Source organism: bacterium (genome assembly GCA_035528375.1).
GTDB lineage: Bacteria > RBG-13-66-14 > RBG-13-66-14 > RBG-13-66-14 > RBG-13-66-14 > RBG-13-66-14.
Genome location: DATKYS010000135.1, coordinates 1 through 19,110 on the forward strand (window position 1 = coordinate 1; position 19,110 = coordinate 19,110).

General features: G+C 64.5%; 20 protein-coding genes. 16 read left to right on the plus strand and 4 right to left on the minus strand.

Annotated features, from left to right (window positions below):
• The 10 genes from VM054_10850 to VM054_10895 all read left to right on the plus strand — a co-directional run.
• Positions 1–2,927 (plus strand): tetratricopeptide repeat protein (locus VM054_10850; GenBank protein ID HUT99555.1); only part of this gene is annotated, 2,927 nt, incomplete at its 5' end.
• Between the two features lie 196 nt (positions 2,928–3,123).
• On the plus strand, positions 3,124–3,783 hold the full coding sequence (locus tag VM054_10855) for a hypothetical protein (protein ID HUT99556.1): 660 nt from the start codon (positions 3,124–3,126) through the stop codon (positions 3,781–3,783).
• A gap of 17 nt (positions 3,784–3,800) precedes the next feature.
• The gene (locus tag VM054_10860) at positions 3,801–4,256 is read left to right on the plus strand and encodes a hypothetical protein (GenBank protein ID HUT99557.1); all 456 of its coding nucleotides are present in this window, start codon (positions 3,801–3,803) and stop codon (positions 4,254–4,256) included.
• Positions 4,257–4,382: 126 nt separating this feature from the next.
• Positions 4,383–5,006 carry a MotA/TolQ/ExbB proton channel family protein gene (locus VM054_10865; GenBank protein ID HUT99558.1) on the plus strand — a complete coding sequence of 208 codons (624 nt, stop codon included), beginning with the start codon at positions 4,383–4,385 and terminating at the stop codon, positions 5,004–5,006.
• 3 nt (positions 5,007–5,009) lie between these two features.
• Complete coding sequence (locus VM054_10870; GenBank protein HUT99559.1) at positions 5,010–5,615, plus strand: biopolymer transporter ExbD; 606 nt, start codon at positions 5,010–5,012, stop codon at positions 5,613–5,615.
• A gap of 20 nt (positions 5,616–5,635) precedes the next feature.
• A complete protein-coding gene (locus VM054_10875) occupies positions 5,636–6,163 on the plus strand; it encodes a biopolymer transporter ExbD (GenBank protein ID HUT99560.1) in 528 nt (175 codons plus the stop codon).
• 20 nt (positions 6,164–6,183) lie between these two features.
• Positions 6,184–7,533, plus strand: a complete 1,350-nt coding sequence (locus VM054_10880) for an AgmX/PglI C-terminal domain-containing protein (protein ID HUT99561.1) — start codon at positions 6,184–6,186, stop codon at positions 7,531–7,533.
• 565 nt (positions 7,534–8,098) lie between these two features.
• Positions 8,099–9,286 carry an AgmX/PglI C-terminal domain-containing protein gene (locus tag VM054_10885; protein ID HUT99562.1) on the plus strand — a complete coding sequence of 396 codons (1,188 nt, stop codon included), beginning with the start codon at positions 8,099–8,101 and terminating at the stop codon, positions 9,284–9,286.
• A gap of 141 nt (positions 9,287–9,427) precedes the next feature.
• Entirely contained in the window at positions 9,428–9,823 is a 396-nt protein-coding gene (locus VM054_10890) for a hypothetical protein (GenBank protein ID HUT99563.1), read from the plus strand.
• 7 nt (positions 9,824–9,830) lie between these two features.
• Positions 9,831–10,850 (plus strand): M23 family metallopeptidase, encoded by a 1,020-nt coding sequence (locus tag VM054_10895; protein HUT99564.1) that lies wholly within the window; start codon positions 9,831–9,833, stop codon positions 10,848–10,850.
• A 177-nt stretch (positions 10,851–11,027) separates the two neighbouring features.
• On the opposite strand, the gene VM054_10900 is transcribed toward VM054_10895, so the two are convergent.
• The 3 genes from VM054_10900 to VM054_10910 all read right to left on the minus strand — a co-directional run bounded on the left by VM054_10900 (position 11,028) and on the right by VM054_10910 (position 13,063).
• Positions 11,028–11,630 (minus strand): hypothetical protein, encoded by a 603-nt coding sequence (locus VM054_10900; protein HUT99565.1) that lies wholly within the window; start codon positions 11,628–11,630, stop codon positions 11,028–11,030.
• Between the two features lie 249 nt (positions 11,631–11,879).
• Positions 11,880–12,542 carry a lactate utilization protein gene (locus tag VM054_10905; protein ID HUT99566.1) on the minus strand — a complete coding sequence of 221 codons (663 nt, stop codon included), beginning with the start codon at positions 12,540–12,542 and terminating at the stop codon, positions 11,880–11,882.
• A 20-nt stretch (positions 12,543–12,562) separates the two neighbouring features.
• Positions 12,563–13,063 (minus strand): regulatory protein RecX, encoded by a 501-nt coding sequence (locus tag VM054_10910; GenBank protein HUT99567.1) that lies wholly within the window; start codon positions 13,061–13,063, stop codon positions 12,563–12,565.
• Between the two features lie 86 nt (positions 13,064–13,149).
• Between VM054_10910 and VM054_10915 the strand changes: the two genes are divergently transcribed.
• The 6 genes from VM054_10915 to VM054_10940 are packed head-to-tail and all read left to right on the plus strand — an operon-like array spanning position 13,150 to position 18,068.
• Positions 13,150–14,808: a 1,4-alpha-glucan branching protein domain-containing protein gene (locus VM054_10915; protein ID HUT99568.1), complete on the plus strand. Its 1,659-nt coding sequence runs from the start codon at positions 13,150–13,152 to the stop codon at positions 14,806–14,808.
• Positions 14,805–15,494 carry a hypothetical protein gene (locus tag VM054_10920; protein HUT99569.1) on the plus strand — a complete coding sequence of 230 codons (690 nt, stop codon included), beginning with the start codon at positions 14,805–14,807 and terminating at the stop codon, positions 15,492–15,494. The genes VM054_10915 and VM054_10920 overlap by 4 nt, the downstream gene beginning before the upstream one ends.
• A 4-nt stretch (positions 15,495–15,498) precedes the next feature.
• Positions 15,499–16,140: a CDP-alcohol phosphatidyltransferase family protein gene (locus tag VM054_10925; protein HUT99570.1), complete on the plus strand. Its 642-nt coding sequence runs from the start codon at positions 15,499–15,501 to the stop codon at positions 16,138–16,140.
• Positions 16,097–17,152, plus strand: coding sequence for a GntG family PLP-dependent aldolase (locus VM054_10930; protein ID HUT99571.1), 1,056 nt, complete (start codon positions 16,097–16,099; stop codon positions 17,150–17,152). Before VM054_10925 ends, VM054_10930 begins: the two co-directional genes overlap by 44 nt.
• 2 nt (positions 17,153–17,154) lie before the next feature.
• A complete protein-coding gene (locus tag VM054_10935; protein ID HUT99572.1) occupies positions 17,155–17,508 on the plus strand; it encodes a hydrogenase maturation nickel metallochaperone HypA in 354 nt (117 codons plus the stop codon).
• Complete coding sequence (locus VM054_10940; GenBank protein HUT99573.1) at positions 17,505–18,068, plus strand: NUDIX hydrolase; 564 nt, start codon at positions 17,505–17,507, stop codon at positions 18,066–18,068. The genes VM054_10935 and VM054_10940 overlap by 4 nt, the downstream gene beginning before the upstream one ends.
• A gap of 366 nt (positions 18,069–18,434) precedes the next feature.
• Here the strand turns inward: VM054_10940 and VM054_10945 are convergent, their stop codons facing one another.
• Entirely contained in the window at positions 18,435–19,067 is a 633-nt protein-coding gene (locus VM054_10945; GenBank protein ID HUT99574.1) for a hypothetical protein, read from the minus strand.
• Positions 19,068–19,110: the final 43 nt, after the last annotated feature.

The window sequence follows — 19,110 nt, forward strand, 5'->3', positions numbered from 1 at the left end:
TCGGCATAGACTGGCAGTTCGGTCCCGATCCCTTCAAGCGCTTCCTGATTGACAACGGCTTCCTCGACATCGGTTACACCCCCGGCATCATCCGCCGCGCCATAAACAGCTACTCCGATTACGGGTGGTTTCCTCAGGCCATCAACCTGGCGCGGTTCTACGTAGATACGTATCCCGACTCCCCCGACGCGCCCAAGGTTTTCTACGACATCGTCAAGTTCTACGGCTCCTGGGCCGAGACGCTGATCATCAAGGACCGCGAGGACCCCGCCCAACTGGCGTGGCTCGAACAGGAGACCAAGCGCCTCGAGGCCCTGCAGAACCAGGTTCGTGACGAGTTCATCAGCCGTTACGCGGTGGGCAGCGCCTGGTACGAAGCGAACCGGGACAACCCCGAGGCCCTGGCGAACGCCCGGGCCGCCCTGGCGCGCTCCCTCTACGACGTGGCCATCTACACCTACATCGTGGGCTACGACGCCGAGGAGGCGAAGGACCTGGTTACGGCCAAGAAGAACTACGCGAGGGTCATCACCTACCTGGAGCAGTACCTGCTCGACTACCCCCTCGAGGAGGATGCGTACAAAGCCAACTTCTACCTGGCGATGAGCTACTACAGCGTCGGGGATTTCGCTCATGCGGGGGACAACTTCATGCTCACCGCCGGCACCTCCAGTGTGGACCTCTACCCCGATAAGACCGAGTTCAAGGAGGAGAGCCTCTGGTACGCAGCCGCGGCGTACAAGTTCGGCTCCGACGAGTTCGAGAAGGCCCGCTGGGAGGAGAAGATCAACCAGCCCCAGGTGAAGCTGACTCTGGATCAGCAGCGCGAGAAGACCCCGAGCAAGAATCCCCGGGATGTCCTGCCCGACGTGTGCAAGAAGTTCGTCTGGGCCAGCCGGGAGTACGGTCGCATCTTCAAGGAGGGAAACCCCGAGGCCGAGCACGATCTGGAGAAGCTCTACTACTGGGAAGGCAACCTGATGATGGCCTTCGACTGCTTCGACTCCGGACGCGACGCCCTGGCGCGGATCGTGGACCTCGATTTCGTGCCGGCCTACGATCCCGATCCGGCGAAGATGAACCGGGCCCAGATCGCCTTCCGCATCGGCGAGAGCTGGTTCGACCAGCACTACTACTGGCGCGCCGCCGAGTGGTACCGTAAAGCCGCCGCCCTGGCCGATACCGGCTCAGAGCTCGAGGAGATGGCCCTCAACAACGCCTCCGCCGCCGAGATAACCGCCGTGGACCTGGGCGTGCCCCGGGTGGAGCTCGCCGAGGGTGAGGAGGAGGTGGAACTGCCGCCGGAAATCCGCGCCCAGCTCGAGGAAAGCGCCAAGAGCTACCTCCGCGTGGCGCGGGAGAACCTCTACAACTCGGACATCGCCGTCAAGGCCTTCAACAACGCCGGGTACATCTACGCCGCCCAGCTCAAGGACTACGAGCAGGCCATCGTGGCCTACCATGAGCTTTCCGAGAATTTCCCCGACCACCCCGACGTGGACAAGGCGCTCTTCTCCGAGGCGCTGGCCTACTTCGAGCTCGAGGAGTGGTACGAGGCCGCCGGTATCTTCGAGCGGGTGCTGGACAACGCCATAACACCGACGGATCAGGAACCCGCGGCGCTTTTCAAGGCCGGCGAGTGCTACGAAAAGCTGAAGAACTGGCCCAACGCCCAGCGCACCTTCACCCTCTACGGCCAACGGTACAGGGAAACCGGCGTCCCCGACCAGGTTGTGGATTCCTTCTACCGCGCCGGTCACGCCTCGCTGAAGCTGGGCGACGTGGAGACCGGTCGCAATCTCCTCTTCGAGTGCACCAAGGTGTACGAGGACTTCAGCACGAGGCCCGGCATCGAGGTGAACTTCGACATCCCGGCCAAGGCCTACGTGGAGATAGGCGACCTCCTCTTCGACGACTACGCGGCGATCACCCTCGAGGGCGATCTGTTGGATCTGGACCCCCTGGTGCAGACGGCGACGAAGAAGTACGGGATGATGGACGAGCTCGTCGAGATCTACGGCCGGGCCTCCAGGGCCGTGGACCTCGAGGTGAACCTCTCCGCCCGCTACAAGGCCGGCCTGGTTTACGAGCAGTTCTACCTCACCGTCAGCCGGATGAAGATCAGTTTCGCCCAGTTGGACAAGCTGATAGAGGAAAATCCGGATTACGCCACCGAGATAGAAGATATCGTTATGGAGCAGTTGGACGTGTTCAAATCGCAGATGGACACCTGGGCGGCGGAAAAAGGTCTCGACAAGGCGATCCAGGTCTACGAGTTGATCCTCATCAACGCCCAGGAGCGCGGCGAGACCAACCAGTGGGTCCAGAAGGCCAAGGAGCGCCTGGTGGACCTGGTTCCGCAGTCATACATGCTCTATCCGCCCATCGGGGTCAAGACCGGCATGGACAACCTGGGCGCCAGCATCTGGGACTATTCGGGCGTGCGCTTTTACTCCCGGACCGTGGACATCGCGGCTATGGCTCCGGAGCCCGAGATAATAGTGGAGCCTCTCATCGAGGAGACGCCCATCGGGGAGACGCCCATCGGGGAGACGCCCATCGGGGAGACCCCCATCGAGGAAACGCCCATCGGGGAGACGCCCATCGAGGAGACGCCCATCGAGGAGACGCCCATCGAGGAAACGCCCATCGAGGAGACGCCCATCGAGGAAACGCCCATCGAGGAGACCCCCATCGAGGAAACGCCCATTGATGAAACGCTCATCGAGGAAACGCCCATCGAGGAAACGCCCATCGAGGAAACGCCCATTGATGAAACGCCCATTGAGGAGACGCCCGATGTTACCCCGTCGGAGGACACCGAGCCTGTCGAGGAGAGTGTTGACACCGAACCGACCGCAGACGGCACAGACACTGCTCCAGTAGAGGAAACTGCGACCGAAGACACAACCGAGCCGATTGATTAAAAAAAAGGAAATCTCGGTCGGTTCCCGAGCGTAAATGAGTGTGGACCCCCTCAGTGAGAGGTGGTTGCGGCGAGTTATTGAAAACAGGGCAACTGAAGAAACCCGAGGCACTCCAATAACCGCTGCCAGCGCGTGACGGCAAGCCCGACGGGGATTGTCGGTACGCACCGAGGTTCGCAATCGGGGGAAGGAAAAGATGCCGTTCACCGTCAAGTCCCGTCTGATACTGGCCCTTTTCGCCCTCCTGCTGCTCGGGCCGATTGCCCTGGACAACGTCCACGCCCAGTACGCGGAACTCACCGCGGAGCAGATCGAGGCCCTCAAACAGGCCTGGCACGTCACCAACGCCCGCCAGGATGGCACGTCCTGGACGACGGCGGACTACAACGACAACGATTGGGGCACGGCCTACGTGGGCGCGTTCAAGGACGGTCTTTCCGGCGCCCGGAACCAGGTGTACGGGTGGCCGGACGCCGACGCGGAGTGGATCTGGGCCCGCAGCGGGGTTACCGCTTACTTCCGCCGCGAGTTCGGTCTGCCGCGCAACCTCCTCAACGACGAGGACTCCGACATCCAGGAGCACTTCATCGTACGGATAACGGCCAACAACAACTACCAGTTTTACGTCAACGGCGTCCTGGTGCACCAGGACTCGAGTGAGAACGAAGATGATTGGATGACCTACGATCAGATAGATGTGACGGAGTACCTGGACGTCGGTGACAACGTGTTCGCCATCGAGGCGGTCAACACGGACGATCCGGAAAACTACGGTCTTTTATTCGACGCCGAGCTCGTGGTGACCGGCAGCGGCGGCTACATAGCCCCGCCTCCGGTGCGCCAGGGCGGGTGTTAGCTGGGGGTTAACCTTCGATGAATACGCCACGGAAGGGTGACTGCGACCGAAGGTATATAAGCCTCTCGGTTTTAATACCGCTGGTCCTCGCGGCGATCCCATGGTCGGCTTTCGCCCAGGACTCCGACGTGGACGCCGTGGTGGAGCTCGAGATCTTCGGACGGAGAATGGCGCCGTCCCAGATGTCCTTCATCCTGCGCACGGATCCCGAGTTTGAGAAGGTGATGCTGCGCCAGACCTATGCCAGCCAGATACTCAACCCCATTGACAAGGAGGAGTTCGAGGAGGGCATCGCCGTGAGTCAGCGGTCCATTAAAAACCCCTTCCTCTGGCTGGCCACGGGCGCAGGCATAGCCTCCGGTATAACCGCCGGTTACATGGACGCCAATTCCGAGACCCTCAACGCCAACTGGCTGGCGGGTACGGCGGGCGTGGCGCTCCTGGCTGCGGCGGTCATCATGCTCGTGGATTAGGACTTATCGTATTCGACCGGGCGATCACACACATCCACCACGGCCGCGAAAGGAGACAAACCTGTTCAGCCGGAAAGGCCGCCGGAGGCTAAAACCCAACAACCCACAAACCGAGGAAAGGAATCCATGTACAGACTCATTGACTCCTTCGCCGACGGTGGGGACTTCATGTGGATCATCCTCTTCGTTGCGATGCTCGACCTGACCTTCATCCTCGAGCGGACCTACTTCGTGGTCTTCAAATCGAGCATCAACACCAAGACCTTCATCGCCGAGCTGGAAAAGCTCATCCAGAACCGCAACATCGAGCGGGCCATCGCCCTGTGCAACACGACCAACGCTGCGCTGGCCCAGGTCTTGCGGGAGATCCTCAAGCACCACTCGGGGTCCGGGCGCGACATGCAGGTGGCCGCGGACGCCAAGACCCTCGAGGTCATCCCCCGGCTCGAGAAGCGCACCGGCTACCTGGACATGCTGGCACAGATCGCGACCCTCCTCGGACTGCTGGGTACGATCTCCGGCCTGATGACGGCGTTCGACGCCATTACCGTAGCGAACCCGGAGGATTCGGCCCGGCTCCTGTCGGAGGGTATCTCCATCGCCATGTTGACCACGATGTTCGGTCTGGTGGTAGCCGTGCCGACCCTGGCCGCGGCGGCTTGGCTGAAAGACAGAACTCGGAAGATCGTCAACGATATAGACGAGTTCTCGGTGAAGATCACCAACCTCATCACCCAGATGAAAGGATAGGCCATGGCTTTCGGACCGAGTGCGGCCAGACGGACCGGTGAGGAGAAGAACGTGGGTGATGAGTACCTCGTCCCGATCATGGGCCTGATGACATTGCTGATCCCCCTGCTCTTGATGTCCGCCGTTTTCGTCACCACGGTAGCACTACAGGTCACTCTGCCACCCCAGGCCGCGGCGAGCGGAGCCGGAGCGGGAGGAATGGGTGGGGTCACCAAGATATTGATGGTCGGGATGAGCGCCGACAAGGGCTTCATCATCACCAACGACAAGGGCGTACTGCCAGCCTTTCCCGAACGGTCCGGGGCCGACAGAAACTGGATCCCGAAGGTCGGCGGGTCGTTCGACTTCGCCACGCTCCGTGAAGTGCTGCTGGAAAAAGTCAAAAAGCTGCCCCAGTACCAGGACCACGAGGAAGTTTACCTTGCCATTCAGGACAACATACCCTTCACCGATGTCATCAACCTCATGGACACCGTCCGCGGAGACGTGAACGTCATCGAGGTCAAGACCGACGAGGACGCCGCCAAATACAGCGTCGAGAAAGGTCAGAAAGCTTACGTCGCGACCCTTTTCCCCAGCGTGATATTCGGTGGAGCAGTGCCGCGCTGACCGTTGAAAGGAGGTGAGATATGCCAGGCGCACAGACCCCGAGCAAGTACCTGAAGTTCAAACCACACCACGCGAGGAAGAAGAGTGAGTCGTCGTCCCTGAGAATCACATCGCTGATGGACATGATGACCATCGTGCTCGTGTTCCTTCTCAAAACCTTCTCCGCCCAGGGCGACCTGTCGGCCACTGCGGCCCACCTGTCGTTGCCGAAGAGTGACTCCATGGCCATCCCCGGGGTCATTGACCGCGTCGCCGTCGGCTCGAACGCCATCTACTTCCTCGAAGAGGAGATCATGCCCACAGACGAGGCCATCAGCTCGAAGGACATCGTGATCAAGCCTCTGAAAGCCAGGATGGAGACGCGCGTCGAGGCGCTTCAGGAGACGATGCGTACGGCAGGTCGTGAAGCAGAACCGGCGAAAATCCTGATTTTGGCGGACAAGAACCACTACTTCAGCCTGATCAAGAAGGTGGTGGCGACGGCGGCGAACGCCGGGTACATGAACATCACCCTCGCTGCGATTCAGGACACCGGTAAGTGGGAGTGAGGGTAACCTAAGGAGAAAAAATGCCAGAAACACCAGTCAAGCCAGTGCTGGGCCTGGTGATCTCCCGGGGGGACAGGATAATCAAACGCCTGATCCCCGAGCGGGACACGATCACCGTGGGCCAGGCACCGGACTGCGATGTCGTGCTGCAGCACGATCCCGCGATCGCGCACAGGCACGTACTGGCCGTCCAGCGGGGCGACGAGTACGAGTTCACCATCGCCGAGGACATGAACGGCAAGATCAGCGTGGGTGACTCGACCATATCGCTCCGCGACCTGAGGGTCTGCGGTTTCCTGCCCCGGGTCAAAAACGGCTACACGTTCCGGGCGTCGCGTTCCAAGAAAGGCCAGATTCGCATCTCCGACATAACCATCCACTTCGGCTACTTCACCCCGACGGTGCAGCAGATCGCCGGTGAGCCCCGGCTGGCCGATTCCATCACCTCCGGTTTCGCCCTAGAGCCGGAGGACAAGGTCTTCGCCGGATTCTTCGCCGCTTCGATGCTGTTGGGCGGCCTTTTCGGCTGGCTCACCACCGTCGTCGGACCTCACGATCCCTACGCGGCACTCGAGGACCGGCCCCGACTGCGGCAGATCCTCGTAGCCGAGGAGTCGGACGTGATCATAGACCCTTCGGCGCTGGGCGCCGGGGAGGGTGAGGAGATAGTGGCCGACATCACCTCCTCCGGGACCGGAACCGGTGGGGGCGGCACCGGCAGCGGCCCTTCGGCCGGAGACATAGTCGGCGCGGCCGGACTGACGGCCGGCGGCGGCGCGGCGGACCTTCTCATAACCGCCATCACCTCGAACGTTGTCGGTGGAGCCGGCGGCGTGATGGGTCTCTCCGGCGGCGAAGGTACCTCTAGCCTCTTCTCGGTCGGCGGAACGGTCGGGGTTCAGGGCGGAGGCGCCGGGGCCGGCGGGGCCGGTGAAGGCGGCGGTTTCGCCGGTGGTGGACTGGGAGGTGCCGGTGGACCGACCATCGGACGTACCGGGGTCGGCGGCGCCGAAGGCGGCCCGACCATCGTCAAGGCCCGGCCGGTAAGCCCCCGGGCGACCGTGATGGACAAGGGCGCCGGTGTATCCAGCGAGGCCATCAACGAGATTTCCAGCTACATCCGCCAGCGGGGCGGACAGATCAAGTCCATCTACGAGAAGTACCTGAAGCTGAACCCGAACCTCCAGGGTCGTATCGTCGTCAAGGTCACCTTCTCCAACGGCGTGGTTTCCAACGTCTCGGTGACCGGTAACGATACGGGGAATACCCAGATGGAATCCGAGATTGTGGGCGTGGTTCGAGGCTGGGCCGTCGGCGGCGTACAGGGCCAGGTGACCCTGTCGGTGCCGTTCGTGCTCTCGCCTAAGTAGCCCGTCCCGCGGTTTACACCCGGGCGGGTTATGCACTCATATCCCGGATCGGGTATTCCCAAAGGGGGGCCGTGAAAGCGGCCCTCCTTATTATTAGAGATCATTCGCACCAAAGGGCTGGTCGAGGAGTACGCCCAGGCGTGGGATAGTGGGATCGGGCGTTCATTTCCAGGGGACGTTCTTATTGGCGCCTTGAACGAGAGTTTTAGACGCCTGCCTTGACCCCTTGCGAACGACAACGAGGGTTTTATGCAACTTGTCTGATACTGCGGCGGGTCGCTTTAGCCGGCCCGTTCGAGAGCTCTTTACTCCGCCTCCCCCCGCCGCCGCCCGCGTGGGGACGGCGTGATTAAAACGCCCCCGTCCGTAGCAGCTAATTCAGGTACGGGCGTTTCCGGTCTACGACGAACGGTTGATTCCCCTTTCAACACCGGGCACAATAGGGGGTGCCTGTGCGTATTGTTATGGGAATACGGGGGGAATGAACGGGGGACTTGACCGAAGGCGCGACGTGGGCTAGACTATCCCGTGGAAGAAACGCGCCGATTATCACGGGAGCTTCCAGATGGCCGACGAGGAAAAGAAACTCTTCCTGAAGATAGAGGGCAAGCAGTACGGACCCGTCTCGGTGGAGACGGTCAGGAAGTGGATTGACGAGAACCGGATGGGTTCGGACGACTACGTCCGCGTCTCCACCCAGAAGGTCTGGGTTCAGGCCAAGAACGTCGAGCACCTGAACGCCATCTTCCACAAGTCCAAGACCAAGGCCCGGACCGAGGCCTTCACGAGCTGGATAGACGCCGTCGGTTCCGGGTCGGCCACCATCCTCACCTTCGAGGGGCAGAAGGCCGAGCGCGACAGGATTCTCACCGAGCAGCGCCGGCTCGAGTCCGAGCGCCAGGAGCTCGAAGAGCTGGCCAAACAGGCGGAGATGACCAAGGAGCAGGCCGCCGCGCTCGATTCGCAGCGCGCGGACCTGGATAGGCGGGCCAAGGAGCTCGAGGCCGAGGCCGACGAGATAATGAACATGGAGCGGGCGGTCAAGAAGCGCCGCAAGCGCCAGACCATCCTGGTCGTCGCCATCATCGCCGTCGTCGTCGCCGGGGGGACCTGGCTCACCATCGAGCTCATCGGCGCACGGACGGCCACCGAGGAGCTGAGCGCCGAGCTCAGGGAGCGGATCAAGGGGATAGACACCCGGCTGGCGGCCATAGACAGCCGTTTGAAGGACATTGACGAGGCCATTGACCTTGCCCGCGCCGCTGGGAAAGACGAGCTGGTCGCCTCCCTGGAGGCGGAGCGCTCCCAGTTGGAGGAACAGCGCACGGAGCTCAAAGTGCAGAGGGAGCAGCTCCACGCCGAGGCGCCCGAGGTGGATTCCGGCGGACCCCACGTCCAGGGGCGCACGGGGAAGATCGGGGTCGCCGGACCGGTGCAGATAACCGGCGAGGGTGCGGGTGATCCGGGCCGTTCACAGACCGAGATCCGCACTGCCGTCTCCTCGGCCCTCGGGTCGGCGCGACAGCAGTACAACGAGCTTTTGAAGACCAACCCCGATGCCAGCGGCTCCATCAGCATCATCTTTGGCATCCAGCCGGACGGCTCCGTGGAGAACGCCACCTTCTCCAACAGTACCCTTCCCGATACCGGCCTGATCGGACCCATTCTAAACGGAATCCGCGGCTTGAATTTCTCCGCCATCGAGGGCGGTTCGGTCAGGGTTACCTATCCCCTCTCCCTGACCCCCCAGTAGGCGGGGGGGGGGAGTTGGGGGGGATTTATCCAACGAGACCGGCGCGACGCCGGTCTTTCTCATTGAACGAGCAGCCTTTACGCGGCGGGTTGTTTTTTTGAAATTCTTCTGGTAGTTTCACTAACGAGGAGGCGATGGACGGTGTGGCGGATCTTGCTCCCGATTCTCCCGTTGCTCCTCGTCTGCTGCGGCGGGTCCGCTCCACAGGACGTTTACGATGATTTCGTCCGGGCGAACAACGCCCGGGATGCCGAGGGGCTCGTAGACTGTCTGTGGTTCCCGGCGTGGGACGGTCTCTCCCCGGACGAGGTGGAGAGTGCGCGACGGGAACTCATCCCCACCGCCGAGCGTGAGTACTTCCTGGACGAGATCGTGGACCACGAGGTAATCCAGGTCGAGGAACGCTCCGAGGACGAGCGCCGGGTGTTGGCCCGGCAGGTGTTCCTCGACCCCTACGGCAACCGGTGCTCGGATCAGTACTCCTTCACCCTCGTCCGCCGCAACGGCGCCTGGTTCATCTACATCCCCGCGGAGTAGAGGCGGAATGCCCCTTTCCCGACACATCTCCGTGGTCATCGTGCCCCACACCGGCGGTGCGGCGCGGCCGTACCTCGTCAGGCGCTGGTTGCTCTTGGGGGCCATCGTCTTCATCGCCGCCCTGGTCCTGGGACTGGGCGGGACGGCGCTGTACTACGCCCTTTTATACAACGACACGGTCCACGATTTGAAGCCCCTCGAGGAGCGCGGCGACTTCCTCGCCCGGCGGGTGTCCGAGTACAAAGAGGCGGCGATGATTTCCGGCTCCGAGCTCTCTGCGCTCCGGGCCGCCGCCGAACGTGACAAACGGGCCTACGAGCGCTCCATGCTCAACATCCGCCTCCAGCTCACCCAGCTGCAGAACTTTTATAAAAACCTGAGAATCATGGCCGGATTCAAGCTGGAGGAGGAGCAGGCTTCGGATCTCCTGGGGCAGGGCGGGGGGACGGGCCTCCCCCTCGGGCGATCCGAGACCCCCAGGTCCGGGGATGAACGGGTGGCCGTCACCACCTTCGGGCTGAACTTCATCAACCACGACACCGAGGAATACGCCGCCGCGGAGGCCGCGCTGCTATCCGACATGGCCGGCCTCTCCCAGGACATGTACCACCTGGTCCGGGAGCTGGAAAAGCGCATCTCCACCATCAGCCCCGACGTTCCCTACGGTGTCCCCGTCCAGGGGGTAATCACCAGCTACTTCGGCGAGCCGCGCTGGCACGGCTCCCACAAGGGCCTGGACATCGCGGCGCCCATCGGGACCCCGGTCCGCACACCGGCCTCAGGCGTCGTCGTCGAGTCCGGTTTCAAGGGGGCCTACGGGCTGACCATCTGGGTTGACCACGGGAATGGGTATCAGACCCGCTACGCCCATCTGAGCTCCGTGGCCTACCAGGTGGGCGAGCGGGTGAACGCCGGTCAGGTTGTGGGTTGCATCGGCATCACCGGCGCCACCACGGGACCCCACCTCCACTACGAGGTCCGGCTGAACGGCATCGCCGTGGACCCCATCTACTACATGGTCCAGTAGGGGCGGGGTCGGAATGGCTGAAAAATAAGGAGGGGTCGCCTCCTTTTTTTGTAACCGGTCTTTCACCGCGGGCCGCACGGTGGCGTCGAGTTCCCGGTCGCCCGACCGGTCGGCTCGCAGATTGCTGAAAATGGCGGGGATTAAAATCCCCGCCCTACTTCGTATTGACCGCGGCCGCTAGTCCGAGAACCCGGCCTTGATTTCCCCCCAGCTCATGGGCTGGACGGCGGTGTCCTCGGGCGTGCCCAGGAGGCGGAAGTAGACCGCTTCGTCCCATTGGTACCACTGGGAGTACAGGTTGCCGCCGGATTTCATACCCCACTTGCAGTTCTCGGCTTCCGTGCGGATTTCGAGCCAGAACGGCGTCCCGCCGTCAACGTGTTGGGGCACGATGTTCAGCCGGTAATAGTAGACGCGTAGATACCCCATGTAATCGAATCCGGTGTAGGTCTCCTCCACGTCGTCGCCGCCGGTTGTGGTCCTGAAGTAGTAGGCGCCGGGCATGCCGTACTGGTCGTAGCGCACGTTCACGTAGAACAGCCTGGGATGGGCGGGCTCCTCGGGGTAGTAAAAGGCCCAGCATTCCACGGCCTCGAGCTCCGCGTCCGTCTCCAGGGTGAAGTCGTCCTGGGTGTAGTACTCGCCGTATATCCCCTTGCCGCCGTGTATGAACTGATAGTCGTAGCATTGGTCCCACAGGACCTGGGGGTCGTCGTCGGCCGGGGCGGGAACGGCCGAAAACGCGACGACTACGAGTAAAAGAATCGTAATCCTTGTCATGGCTCCACCTCCTTAATCCGTCAGACGGGGATTGTTCGTATCATTACTGTAAATCACCCGGAGCACCGTTAAAATCACCAGAAGAGAAGAGAAGAGCTGGGGTTTGTCCATTTTATCCCCCTTTTTTTAGACCTTTCCCAAGGCTAAATTAATCTATCACAAAAAATTAAGGCCGTCAAGGGCCACCGGGTGTTAAAAAAAAGGGCCCCCAACCCCCGGGTCGGTTGAAAAATACCCGGGCGCGCTGCCCTAGAGCCCCAGCGTCTCGCCCACGACGATGACCGAGTGCTCCCCCCTCCCGGCGCGCAGGTGGATGACCAGGCGGTTGCAGATGCGCTGGTCGGAGTCGCAGTCGTGGCAGAAACCGGTGTCGGCGCAGGGTGTGTCGAGCCCCAGGCGCATGGCGTTGGCCGGCGCGGCGAAGTTCCTCACCCGGGAGACGGCCTCCTCCAGGTCGCCGGTGAGCTTGTTGATTCCCAGCACGTAGATGACCCGACCGGGCCCGAAGCAGGTGGCGGCCACCCGGTTGCCGGTGCCGTCCAGGTTGACGATTTCCCCGTCGGCGGTGACGGCGTTCACCCCGGTGAGGAAGACGTCGGCGGTCAGGCCCCTCCTGCGCAGAGCGGTCTTCTCCTCGCCCGACGCGTCGGCGCCGAGGGGGGAAAGCACCTCGTGACCCCGCTCGCGGAGGGCGTCCAGGGCGCCGATCTGGCCCAGGGTGAGCGATCCGCCGACGCCCACCGTGGCACCCTCGGGCACCCTATCGAGTAGCTCCTCGAGGGCCTTCTCCCGGGTCGGGACGAAGACCGCGTCGTAGCCCAGGGCCCGGAGCTGGGCGACCAGGTCCTCGCCGGCCAGGCGGTGGTACTTTTCCAAGGCCTTTTCCGCGGATCTGTCGGCCGGGGTGGGCATCCGTCCTCCTCGTCGTGTCATTACGCTGAGGGCCAGCCCTCGAGGGCGCGCAGGGCGGCTCCGCGAATGAGATCAGGTCTGAAGCCGCGCCGTTCCAGGTGGGAAAGGAGCCTCCGGGCGGCGGCCTCCCGGTCCAGGCCGGCGAGGGAGGGCAGCTTTGACCGCACCGCCTCCTCCACCAGCTCCTCCTCGTCGAGGGACATCTCGCCCAAAACCTCACCGATGACCGCCGGCTCCACCCCCCGCTGGGCGAGTTTTACCCGGATCAGCCGTTCCCCGCACGGTTCCCTGTTCTCCAACTCCCTGGCGAAGGCCAGGGCGAAGCGGCGGTCGTCCAGCAGCCCCCGCTCCACGAGGCTCGCCAGGACGGTCCCCACGACCCCGGGCTCGAAGCGCCTCTCCAGCTTTATTCCGAGCTCACGCAACCCGTGGTCCCGCCGGGCGAGGAGGCGGTAGGCGGCGTCGCGGCACTTTCGGAGCTCCCGGGAATCGTCCATCTTCAGGGGGATTATAGCAGCCACGACGGGACCGGCAAAGTAACCCTTGTGAAAGCGCCCGCGGGCCGGTAAGATTGCCCTGCGCAAAAAAGCGCGTCCCAACCTTTCCCATGGCTCAATTCGCCGACGTCGTTTTTTACCTCCACGCCCACCTCCCGTACCTTCTGGGTCACGGCACCTGGCCGCACGGTTCGGTGTGGCTCTACGAGGCGGCCGCCGGGGTTTACATCCCTCTCCTCCGCCGGCTCCGGGAGCTGGCGGGGCGCGGGGTTCCGCTCCGCCTCGGCCTCGGGTTCACCCCCACGCTGGTGGAGCAGCTCGCCGACCCCCGGTTCGAGAGCGGTTTCCGGGAGTACCTGCGCGGACACGCCGCCGCGGCCGCCGCCGACGCCCGGAGTTTCGAGGCGGAGGGCGAAGTTCGCCTGGCCGAGATGGCCCGGGGTTGGGAGGCCGAGCTCCTGGGCCACCTGGAGGACTTCGACCGTCTGGACGGCGATATAATCGGCGGATTCCGCGAGCTCGCCGATGGAGGTTTCCTGGAGCCGGTAGCCGGAGCAGCCACACATGGCTACCTCCCGCTCCTCGGTCGGGAGGACGCCGTGGCGCGCCAGGTCCGGCTGGGACTCCTGGCCCACGGGCGGCATATGGGCGGCTGGACCGGCGGGTTCTGGCTCCCCGAGTGCGCCTACCGGCCGGGGCGCGAATGGCGGCGTCCCTTCACCGCGGATTCCCTCTCGCCGCGGGAGGGCACCGCCGCCCACCTCGACGCGGCGGGGGTCCGCTACACCTTCGTGGACGCCCACCTGGTCGAGGCCAAGTTACCCGAGGACACGCCGGGCGACCCGGTCCTCCTGGCCGATTACAACGATTCCCGCCGCCAGTTCCACACCCCCTACCCCGACCGTTCCCCCTACGGCGTCTACGCGCCGGATGGATCGGCGTTCCGCGTGTTCGTCCGGGACTCTTCCGCCAACCGGCAGGTGTGGGACGGCTTCGTCGGCTACCCCGGTGACGCGGATTACCGGGAGTTCCACCGGCGGAGGTGGCCCAGCGGCCTGCGTTACTGGCGGGTGACCGGCAAGGACGTCTACGTGGGACACAAGGCCCCCTACGACCCCGAGGCGGCCCGGGCGAAGGTCCGGGAGCACGCCGGGCACTTCGTGGGCGTCCTGGAGGGCCTGGCGTCGAAGGCCCCCGGCGAGCGGGCGGTTCTGACCCTGCCCTTCGACTGCGAGCTCTTCGGGCACTGGTGGTACGAGGGTCCGGAGTGGCTGGCTCAGGTACTGGAGGGCGTCGTCCGCTCGCAGAGGCTCACCCTGGCCTCCCCCTCGGAGGCGCTGGGGCGCGTCCCGGCCGAGCCGGTGGTTCTCAGGGAGGGTTCCTGGGGCTACGACGGTTACCACAAGGTGTGGCTGGGGGAACACGCGCGGGATTACTGGGACGCGGTTTACTCCGCGGAGGACCGCCTGGCCGGCGCCGTTCGAAAACACGGGGACGAGGGGCGGGAGCTGGCCCGTCGCCTTCTGGCCGCCGCCGCCCGGGAGCTCCTCCTCCTGGAGGCCTCCGACTGGTCGTTTCTCATCTACTCTCACTCGGCGCGGGATTACGCCCACCTGCGGTACAATCAGCACCGGGAGTGTTTTCACGCCCTCGTGACGGCCCTGGAACGGCTGGACGCGGGCGGGATTCCACCCGAGGCCGAGGAGCTCCTCGCCCGACGCGAGGCTAACGCGCCCTTCGGCTGGGCCACCTGGGAGGAGCTCCGGTGAGGGACATCACCTACGCGGCTTCTCTTAATGCAGACGAGCCTCTGGACGAAGAGCGTTACTTCGCCGGGTTGACCGGCTTGCGGGCCTGGCTCGACTCCGGGGAGGCCCCCTTCTCCGGTTACCGGCGCCTCTACACCCTCTTCACTCAACGGGGTGCGACCGGTTTCCGCGAGCACCCCGATCTCCTCGTCCGCCTCCGCCGGCGCCTCTACCCCCTGTACGCCTGGCTGAGGGTGGAGTTAGGCGCCGATTTGAAGGCCCTTCAGGTTCGAACGGGCATGGCCAGCCACACGGGAGCCGACGCCGGCTGGGGGGCGATTCTCTGGGCGGCCATCGGGCGGGCGTTCATCTACATCATCCCCGCCTGGCTCGCGCTCTACGTGCTCAAGCCCTGGGAAATCAGCCTGGCCTTGGGAATCGCCTGTTTCGTCGTCGCCGGCCTCGGCTTCCTCATTTTCGAGTACACGCTGATCCGCGCCGCGCTCACCGCCCGCAGCATCGCCTTCCGCGCCGAGCTGGTCCGGCTCCATGACGGCGCCGTGAGCCGCGTCGCCGCGGAGCTCGGGCTGGAGCTCCTGGCCAGCCGGCAGGTCACCGGCCCGGGCATCGAGATGAAGCCGCCCAGCCGCCACACCGTGGCCGATACCGGGGAGAATGGCGGCGAATCGCCCCCTTCGACGGGTTGAACCCATGCCGAGAGGATTCACCGACAGCCCCGGACCCGCGAACGATCGTCCCCCGGCGACCGGTATCCGGCGACAGGTCCCCAACCTCCTGTCGGTCACCCGTCTGGTCATGCTGCCGGTGGTCCTGTACCTGGTCACGCTTCCCGATGCCTGGGCGCCCTGGGCCGCGGCCGGGCTGATGATACTCTCCATGGCCTTCGACGGTCTGGACGGCCTTCTTGCCCGGCGGTGGAACGCCGTCACCGAGTTCGGCAAGGTGATAGACCCCGTGGCGGACAAGGTCTGCATCGGCGCCGCGGCGGTGATGCTGGTCATCTACCGGGATTTCCCCCTGTGGCTGGCCGTCGTCGTCCTGGGGCGGGACGCGCTGATTCTGTTGGGCGGGTGCCTCCTGCGGCACCGCCGGCGCGCGACCCCGATGAGCAACTCCGCGGGCAAGGCGGCGGCCTTCGTCATCGGGGCGACCCTCGTCGTCTACACCCTGCGCACGGGCCATCTCTGGTTGGAGACGGCCCTGTCCTGGCTCTGCGCCGTTCTGGTGGCGCTGTCTCTGGCGGTCTACCTGTACCGGTACTTCAGGCTGATGCGTGAAAAGGGCGCCGATGCGGCGTCCGCGGGAGGTGCTCATGGCGGCGAGGGTCGTTGACCTGCGCTCGGACACCGTGACGCGGCCGGACTCACCCATGCTCGAGGCGATGGTCTCCGCCGAGGTGGGCGACGACGTCCTGGGCGACGACCCCACGGTGAAGGAGCTCGAGCGGGTGTACGCCGGGCTGGTGGGGAAGGAGGCGGCGCTCTTCACCGCCTCGGGCACCATGGCGAACCAGGTGGCCGTCGCCGCCTGGACCACGGGCGGGGACGAGGTCATCCTGGGCCAGGACGCCCACATCCTGGAGTACGAGTACGGGGCGCCGGGGTTTTTAGCCCGGGTGCTCACCCGGGAGGTGCCCGTGGTGGAGGGGGCGCCCGACCCGGACGCGGTGAGGAAGCGCTACAAGACCGGCGAGTTCCACTCCTCGCGCACATCTCTGATCTGCCTGGAGAACACCCACAACCGGCTGGGCGGCGTCGTGCCGAACCAGGAGATTTTCCGCGCCCTGCGCGCCTTCGCCGACGAGCGCGGGGTGCGGATTCACCTGGACGGCGCCCGCCTGTGGAACGCCTCGGTGGCCACCGGGAAGAGCATGGCCGAGCTCGCGTCGGTGGGTGACTCGGTGATGAGCTGCTTCTCCAAGGGGCTGGGCTGCCCCGTCGGCTCGATTCTGGCCGGCCCGGCGGACTTCATCGCGCGGGCGCACCGGCTGCGTAAAATCTGCGGCGGCGGGATGCGCCAGGTGGGAATCCTCGCCGCGGCGGGCCTCTACGCCATCGAGCACAACTGGGCCCGCATGGCCGAGGACCACGAAAAGGCCCAGCGGCTGGCGAAGATTTTAGCCGGAACCTCCTGGGCCCGGATCGAACCCGCCGGCGTCCACACCAACATCGTCATCCCCCTGCTCGATGACGTCCCGTCGCAGCGGGTGGCGGACGAGGCCGGGGCAATGGGGGTCCGCTTCTTCCCCTTCGGCCCCGACAAGTTCCGCCTGGTAACCCACAAGGACGTCTCCGACGATGACGTGGACTACGCCTGCGGGGTCCTGGCGGACCTGCGCTTTTAACGATGCACGAGCTGGGCGTCACGCGGGAAATCGTGCGGGCCGTGGAGGAGGAGCTGGACCGGCTCCCGGAGGGCACGCATCTGATCAAAGTGAAGCTGCTGCTGGGCCGCCTCACCGGTTTCGTGCCCGAGAGCCTCGAGTTCTGCTACGCGGCGCTCGCGGAGGGGGGACGGCTGGCGGGCTCGGAGCTGGAAATCGAGCGCCGGGACGGGCGGGTCCGCTGCGAGGGCTGCGGCGAGGAGTTCACCCTCGACGAGCCGTACTTCATCTGCCCCGGCTGCGGGGGGAGGGATTTGACCGTCCTCGGCGGCCGCGAGTTCCTCATCACCGGCCTGGAGGTCGAGGAGGGGTCTTGAGCGAGGAAAGCCTTTCCAGCCGGTTGATCTACTCCGGTCGGATCATGGAGGTCCGGGTGGACGAGGTGCGGCTGGCCAACGGGCGGCTATCCATCCGGGAGCTGGTCCGCGTCGCCGACGCCGTGCTGATGCTGCCCCTGCTCGATGACGGAACCGTCCTTCTCATCCGCCAGTACCGCAAGGGGCCCGAGGTGGACCTTCTGGAGCTCCCCGCCGGGAAGATAGACCCGGGCGAGGACCCCCCGACGGCCGCGCACCGGGAGCTTCTGGAGGAGACGGGATACCGGGCGGGAAAGATGGAGCGGCTGTCCGGCGTGTACACCTGCCCTGGCTTCTGCAACGAGCTCATCCACCTGTACCTCGCGACGGAGCTGAAGCGGGAGCGGCCCAAGCCCGACGACGACGAGCTGATCCGCCTCGTGCCCACGCCGCTGGAAGAGGTGGGGCGGATGCTCGCCGATGGGCGCCTGGTGGACTCGAAGAGCGTGGCCGCCCTGGGGCTCTATTTCATGCGCCGCGCTTCGGGCCGGGTGTTAGGGTCGAACAGTGGTCCGATGTAGGGGGGCCCTTCTACGGGCCCCCGCGGTGGGGATAGTATCTGCGACCGAAAGTTATATGGGCCCGAAGGGAAATCCCCGCCCTACGTTTTGAACCGCCGGATTACCCCCGTAGGGGCGACCGTCCACGGTCGCCCGCGGGCGGGTGTGGACACCCGCCCCTACGTCATCATAAATTCGGGTGAGGGGTGAAAAGGCGGGGATCGAAGTCCCCGCCCTTCGCGCAAGGCGTCAATCGCGCGTTAACCTCGTAGGGGCCGACCGACGGCGCGCCGTTCAGGTCGGCCAGCGGGCGACCGCAGAGGACTTGTCCTACGGGTCGCCCCTACGTCATCGCAGCGCGGCACTGGCCGGGAACCGTCCCACCGGCTAATCCGAGTACCCCGCCTTGATTTCCCCCCAGCTCGCCGGTTCCACGTTGCTTTCCTCCGGCGTGCCCAGGAGGCGGAAGTAGGCCGCTTCGTCCCATTGGTACCACTGGGAGTACAGGTTGCCCGTAGTTTTGCTGCCCCACGTGCAGTTCTCGGCTTCCGTGCGGATTTCGAGCCAGAACGGCGTACCGGCTTCGATGTGGCAGGGCTCGATGTTCAATAAGTAGTGGTACAGGGGATGCCCGTGGTAATCGAATCCGGTGTAGGTCTCCTCCAGGTCGTCGCCTCCGGTTGTGGTCCTGAAGTAGTAGGCGCCGGGCATGCCGTACTGGTCGTAGCGCACGTTTACGTAGAACAGCCTGGGATGGACGGGCTCCTCGGGGTAGTAATACGCCCAGCATTCTACGGCCTCGAGCTCCGCGTCCGTCTCCAGGGTGAAGTCGTCCTGGGTGTAGTACTCGCCGTATATCCCCTTGCCGCCGTTCATGAACAGGTAGTCGTAGCACTGGTCCCACAGGACCTGGGGTTCGTCGTCGGCCCGGCTCGGGGACGAAACGCCGATGGCGCCGGTGAAACCGAGCGCGGCCGAGAAGGCGACGGCGCAGAGCAAAAATGTTATCGTCCTGGTCATGAGGTTACCTTCTTCATTTTTGGTTTTTTACACGACTAAATTT

Coding starts and splice junctions, on each gene's coding strand:
- VM054_10855 (HUT99556.1), top strand. CDS start 3,124: ATGCCGTTCACCGTCAAGTCCCGTCTGATACTGGCCCTTTTCGCCCTC.
- VM054_10860 (HUT99557.1), top strand. CDS start 3,801: ATGAATACGCCACGGAAGGGTGACTGCGACCGAAGGTATATAAGCCTC.
- VM054_10865 (HUT99558.1), top strand. CDS start 4,383: ATGTACAGACTCATTGACTCCTTCGCCGACGGTGGGGACTTCATGTGG.
- VM054_10870 (HUT99559.1), top strand. CDS start 5,010: ATGGCTTTCGGACCGAGTGCGGCCAGACGGACCGGTGAGGAGAAGAAC.
- VM054_10875 (HUT99560.1), top strand. CDS start 5,636: ATGCCAGGCGCACAGACCCCGAGCAAGTACCTGAAGTTCAAACCACAC.
- VM054_10880 (HUT99561.1), top strand. CDS start 6,184: ATGCCAGAAACACCAGTCAAGCCAGTGCTGGGCCTGGTGATCTCCCGG.
- VM054_10885 (HUT99562.1), top strand. CDS start 8,099: ATGGCCGACGAGGAAAAGAAACTCTTCCTGAAGATAGAGGGCAAGCAG.
- VM054_10895 (HUT99564.1), top strand. CDS start 9,831: ATGCCCCTTTCCCGACACATCTCCGTGGTCATCGTGCCCCACACCGGC.
- VM054_10900 (HUT99565.1), bottom strand. CDS start 11,630: ATGACAAGGATTACGATTCTTTTACTCGTAGTCGTCGCGTTTTCGGCC.
- VM054_10905 (HUT99566.1), bottom strand. CDS start 12,542: ATGCCCACCCCGGCCGACAGATCCGCGGAAAAGGCCTTGGAAAAGTAC.
- VM054_10915 (HUT99568.1), top strand. CDS start 13,150: ATGGCTCAATTCGCCGACGTCGTTTTTTACCTCCACGCCCACCTCCCG.
- VM054_10925 (HUT99570.1), top strand. CDS start 15,499: ATGCCGAGAGGATTCACCGACAGCCCCGGACCCGCGAACGATCGTCCC.
- VM054_10930 (HUT99571.1), top strand. CDS start 16,097: ATGCGGCGTCCGCGGGAGGTGCTCATGGCGGCGAGGGTCGTTGACCTG.
- VM054_10935 (HUT99572.1), top strand. CDS start 17,155: ATGCACGAGCTGGGCGTCACGCGGGAAATCGTGCGGGCCGTGGAGGAG.
- VM054_10945 (HUT99574.1), bottom strand. CDS start 19,067: ATGACCAGGACGATAACATTTTTGCTCTGCGCCGTCGCCTTCTCGGCC.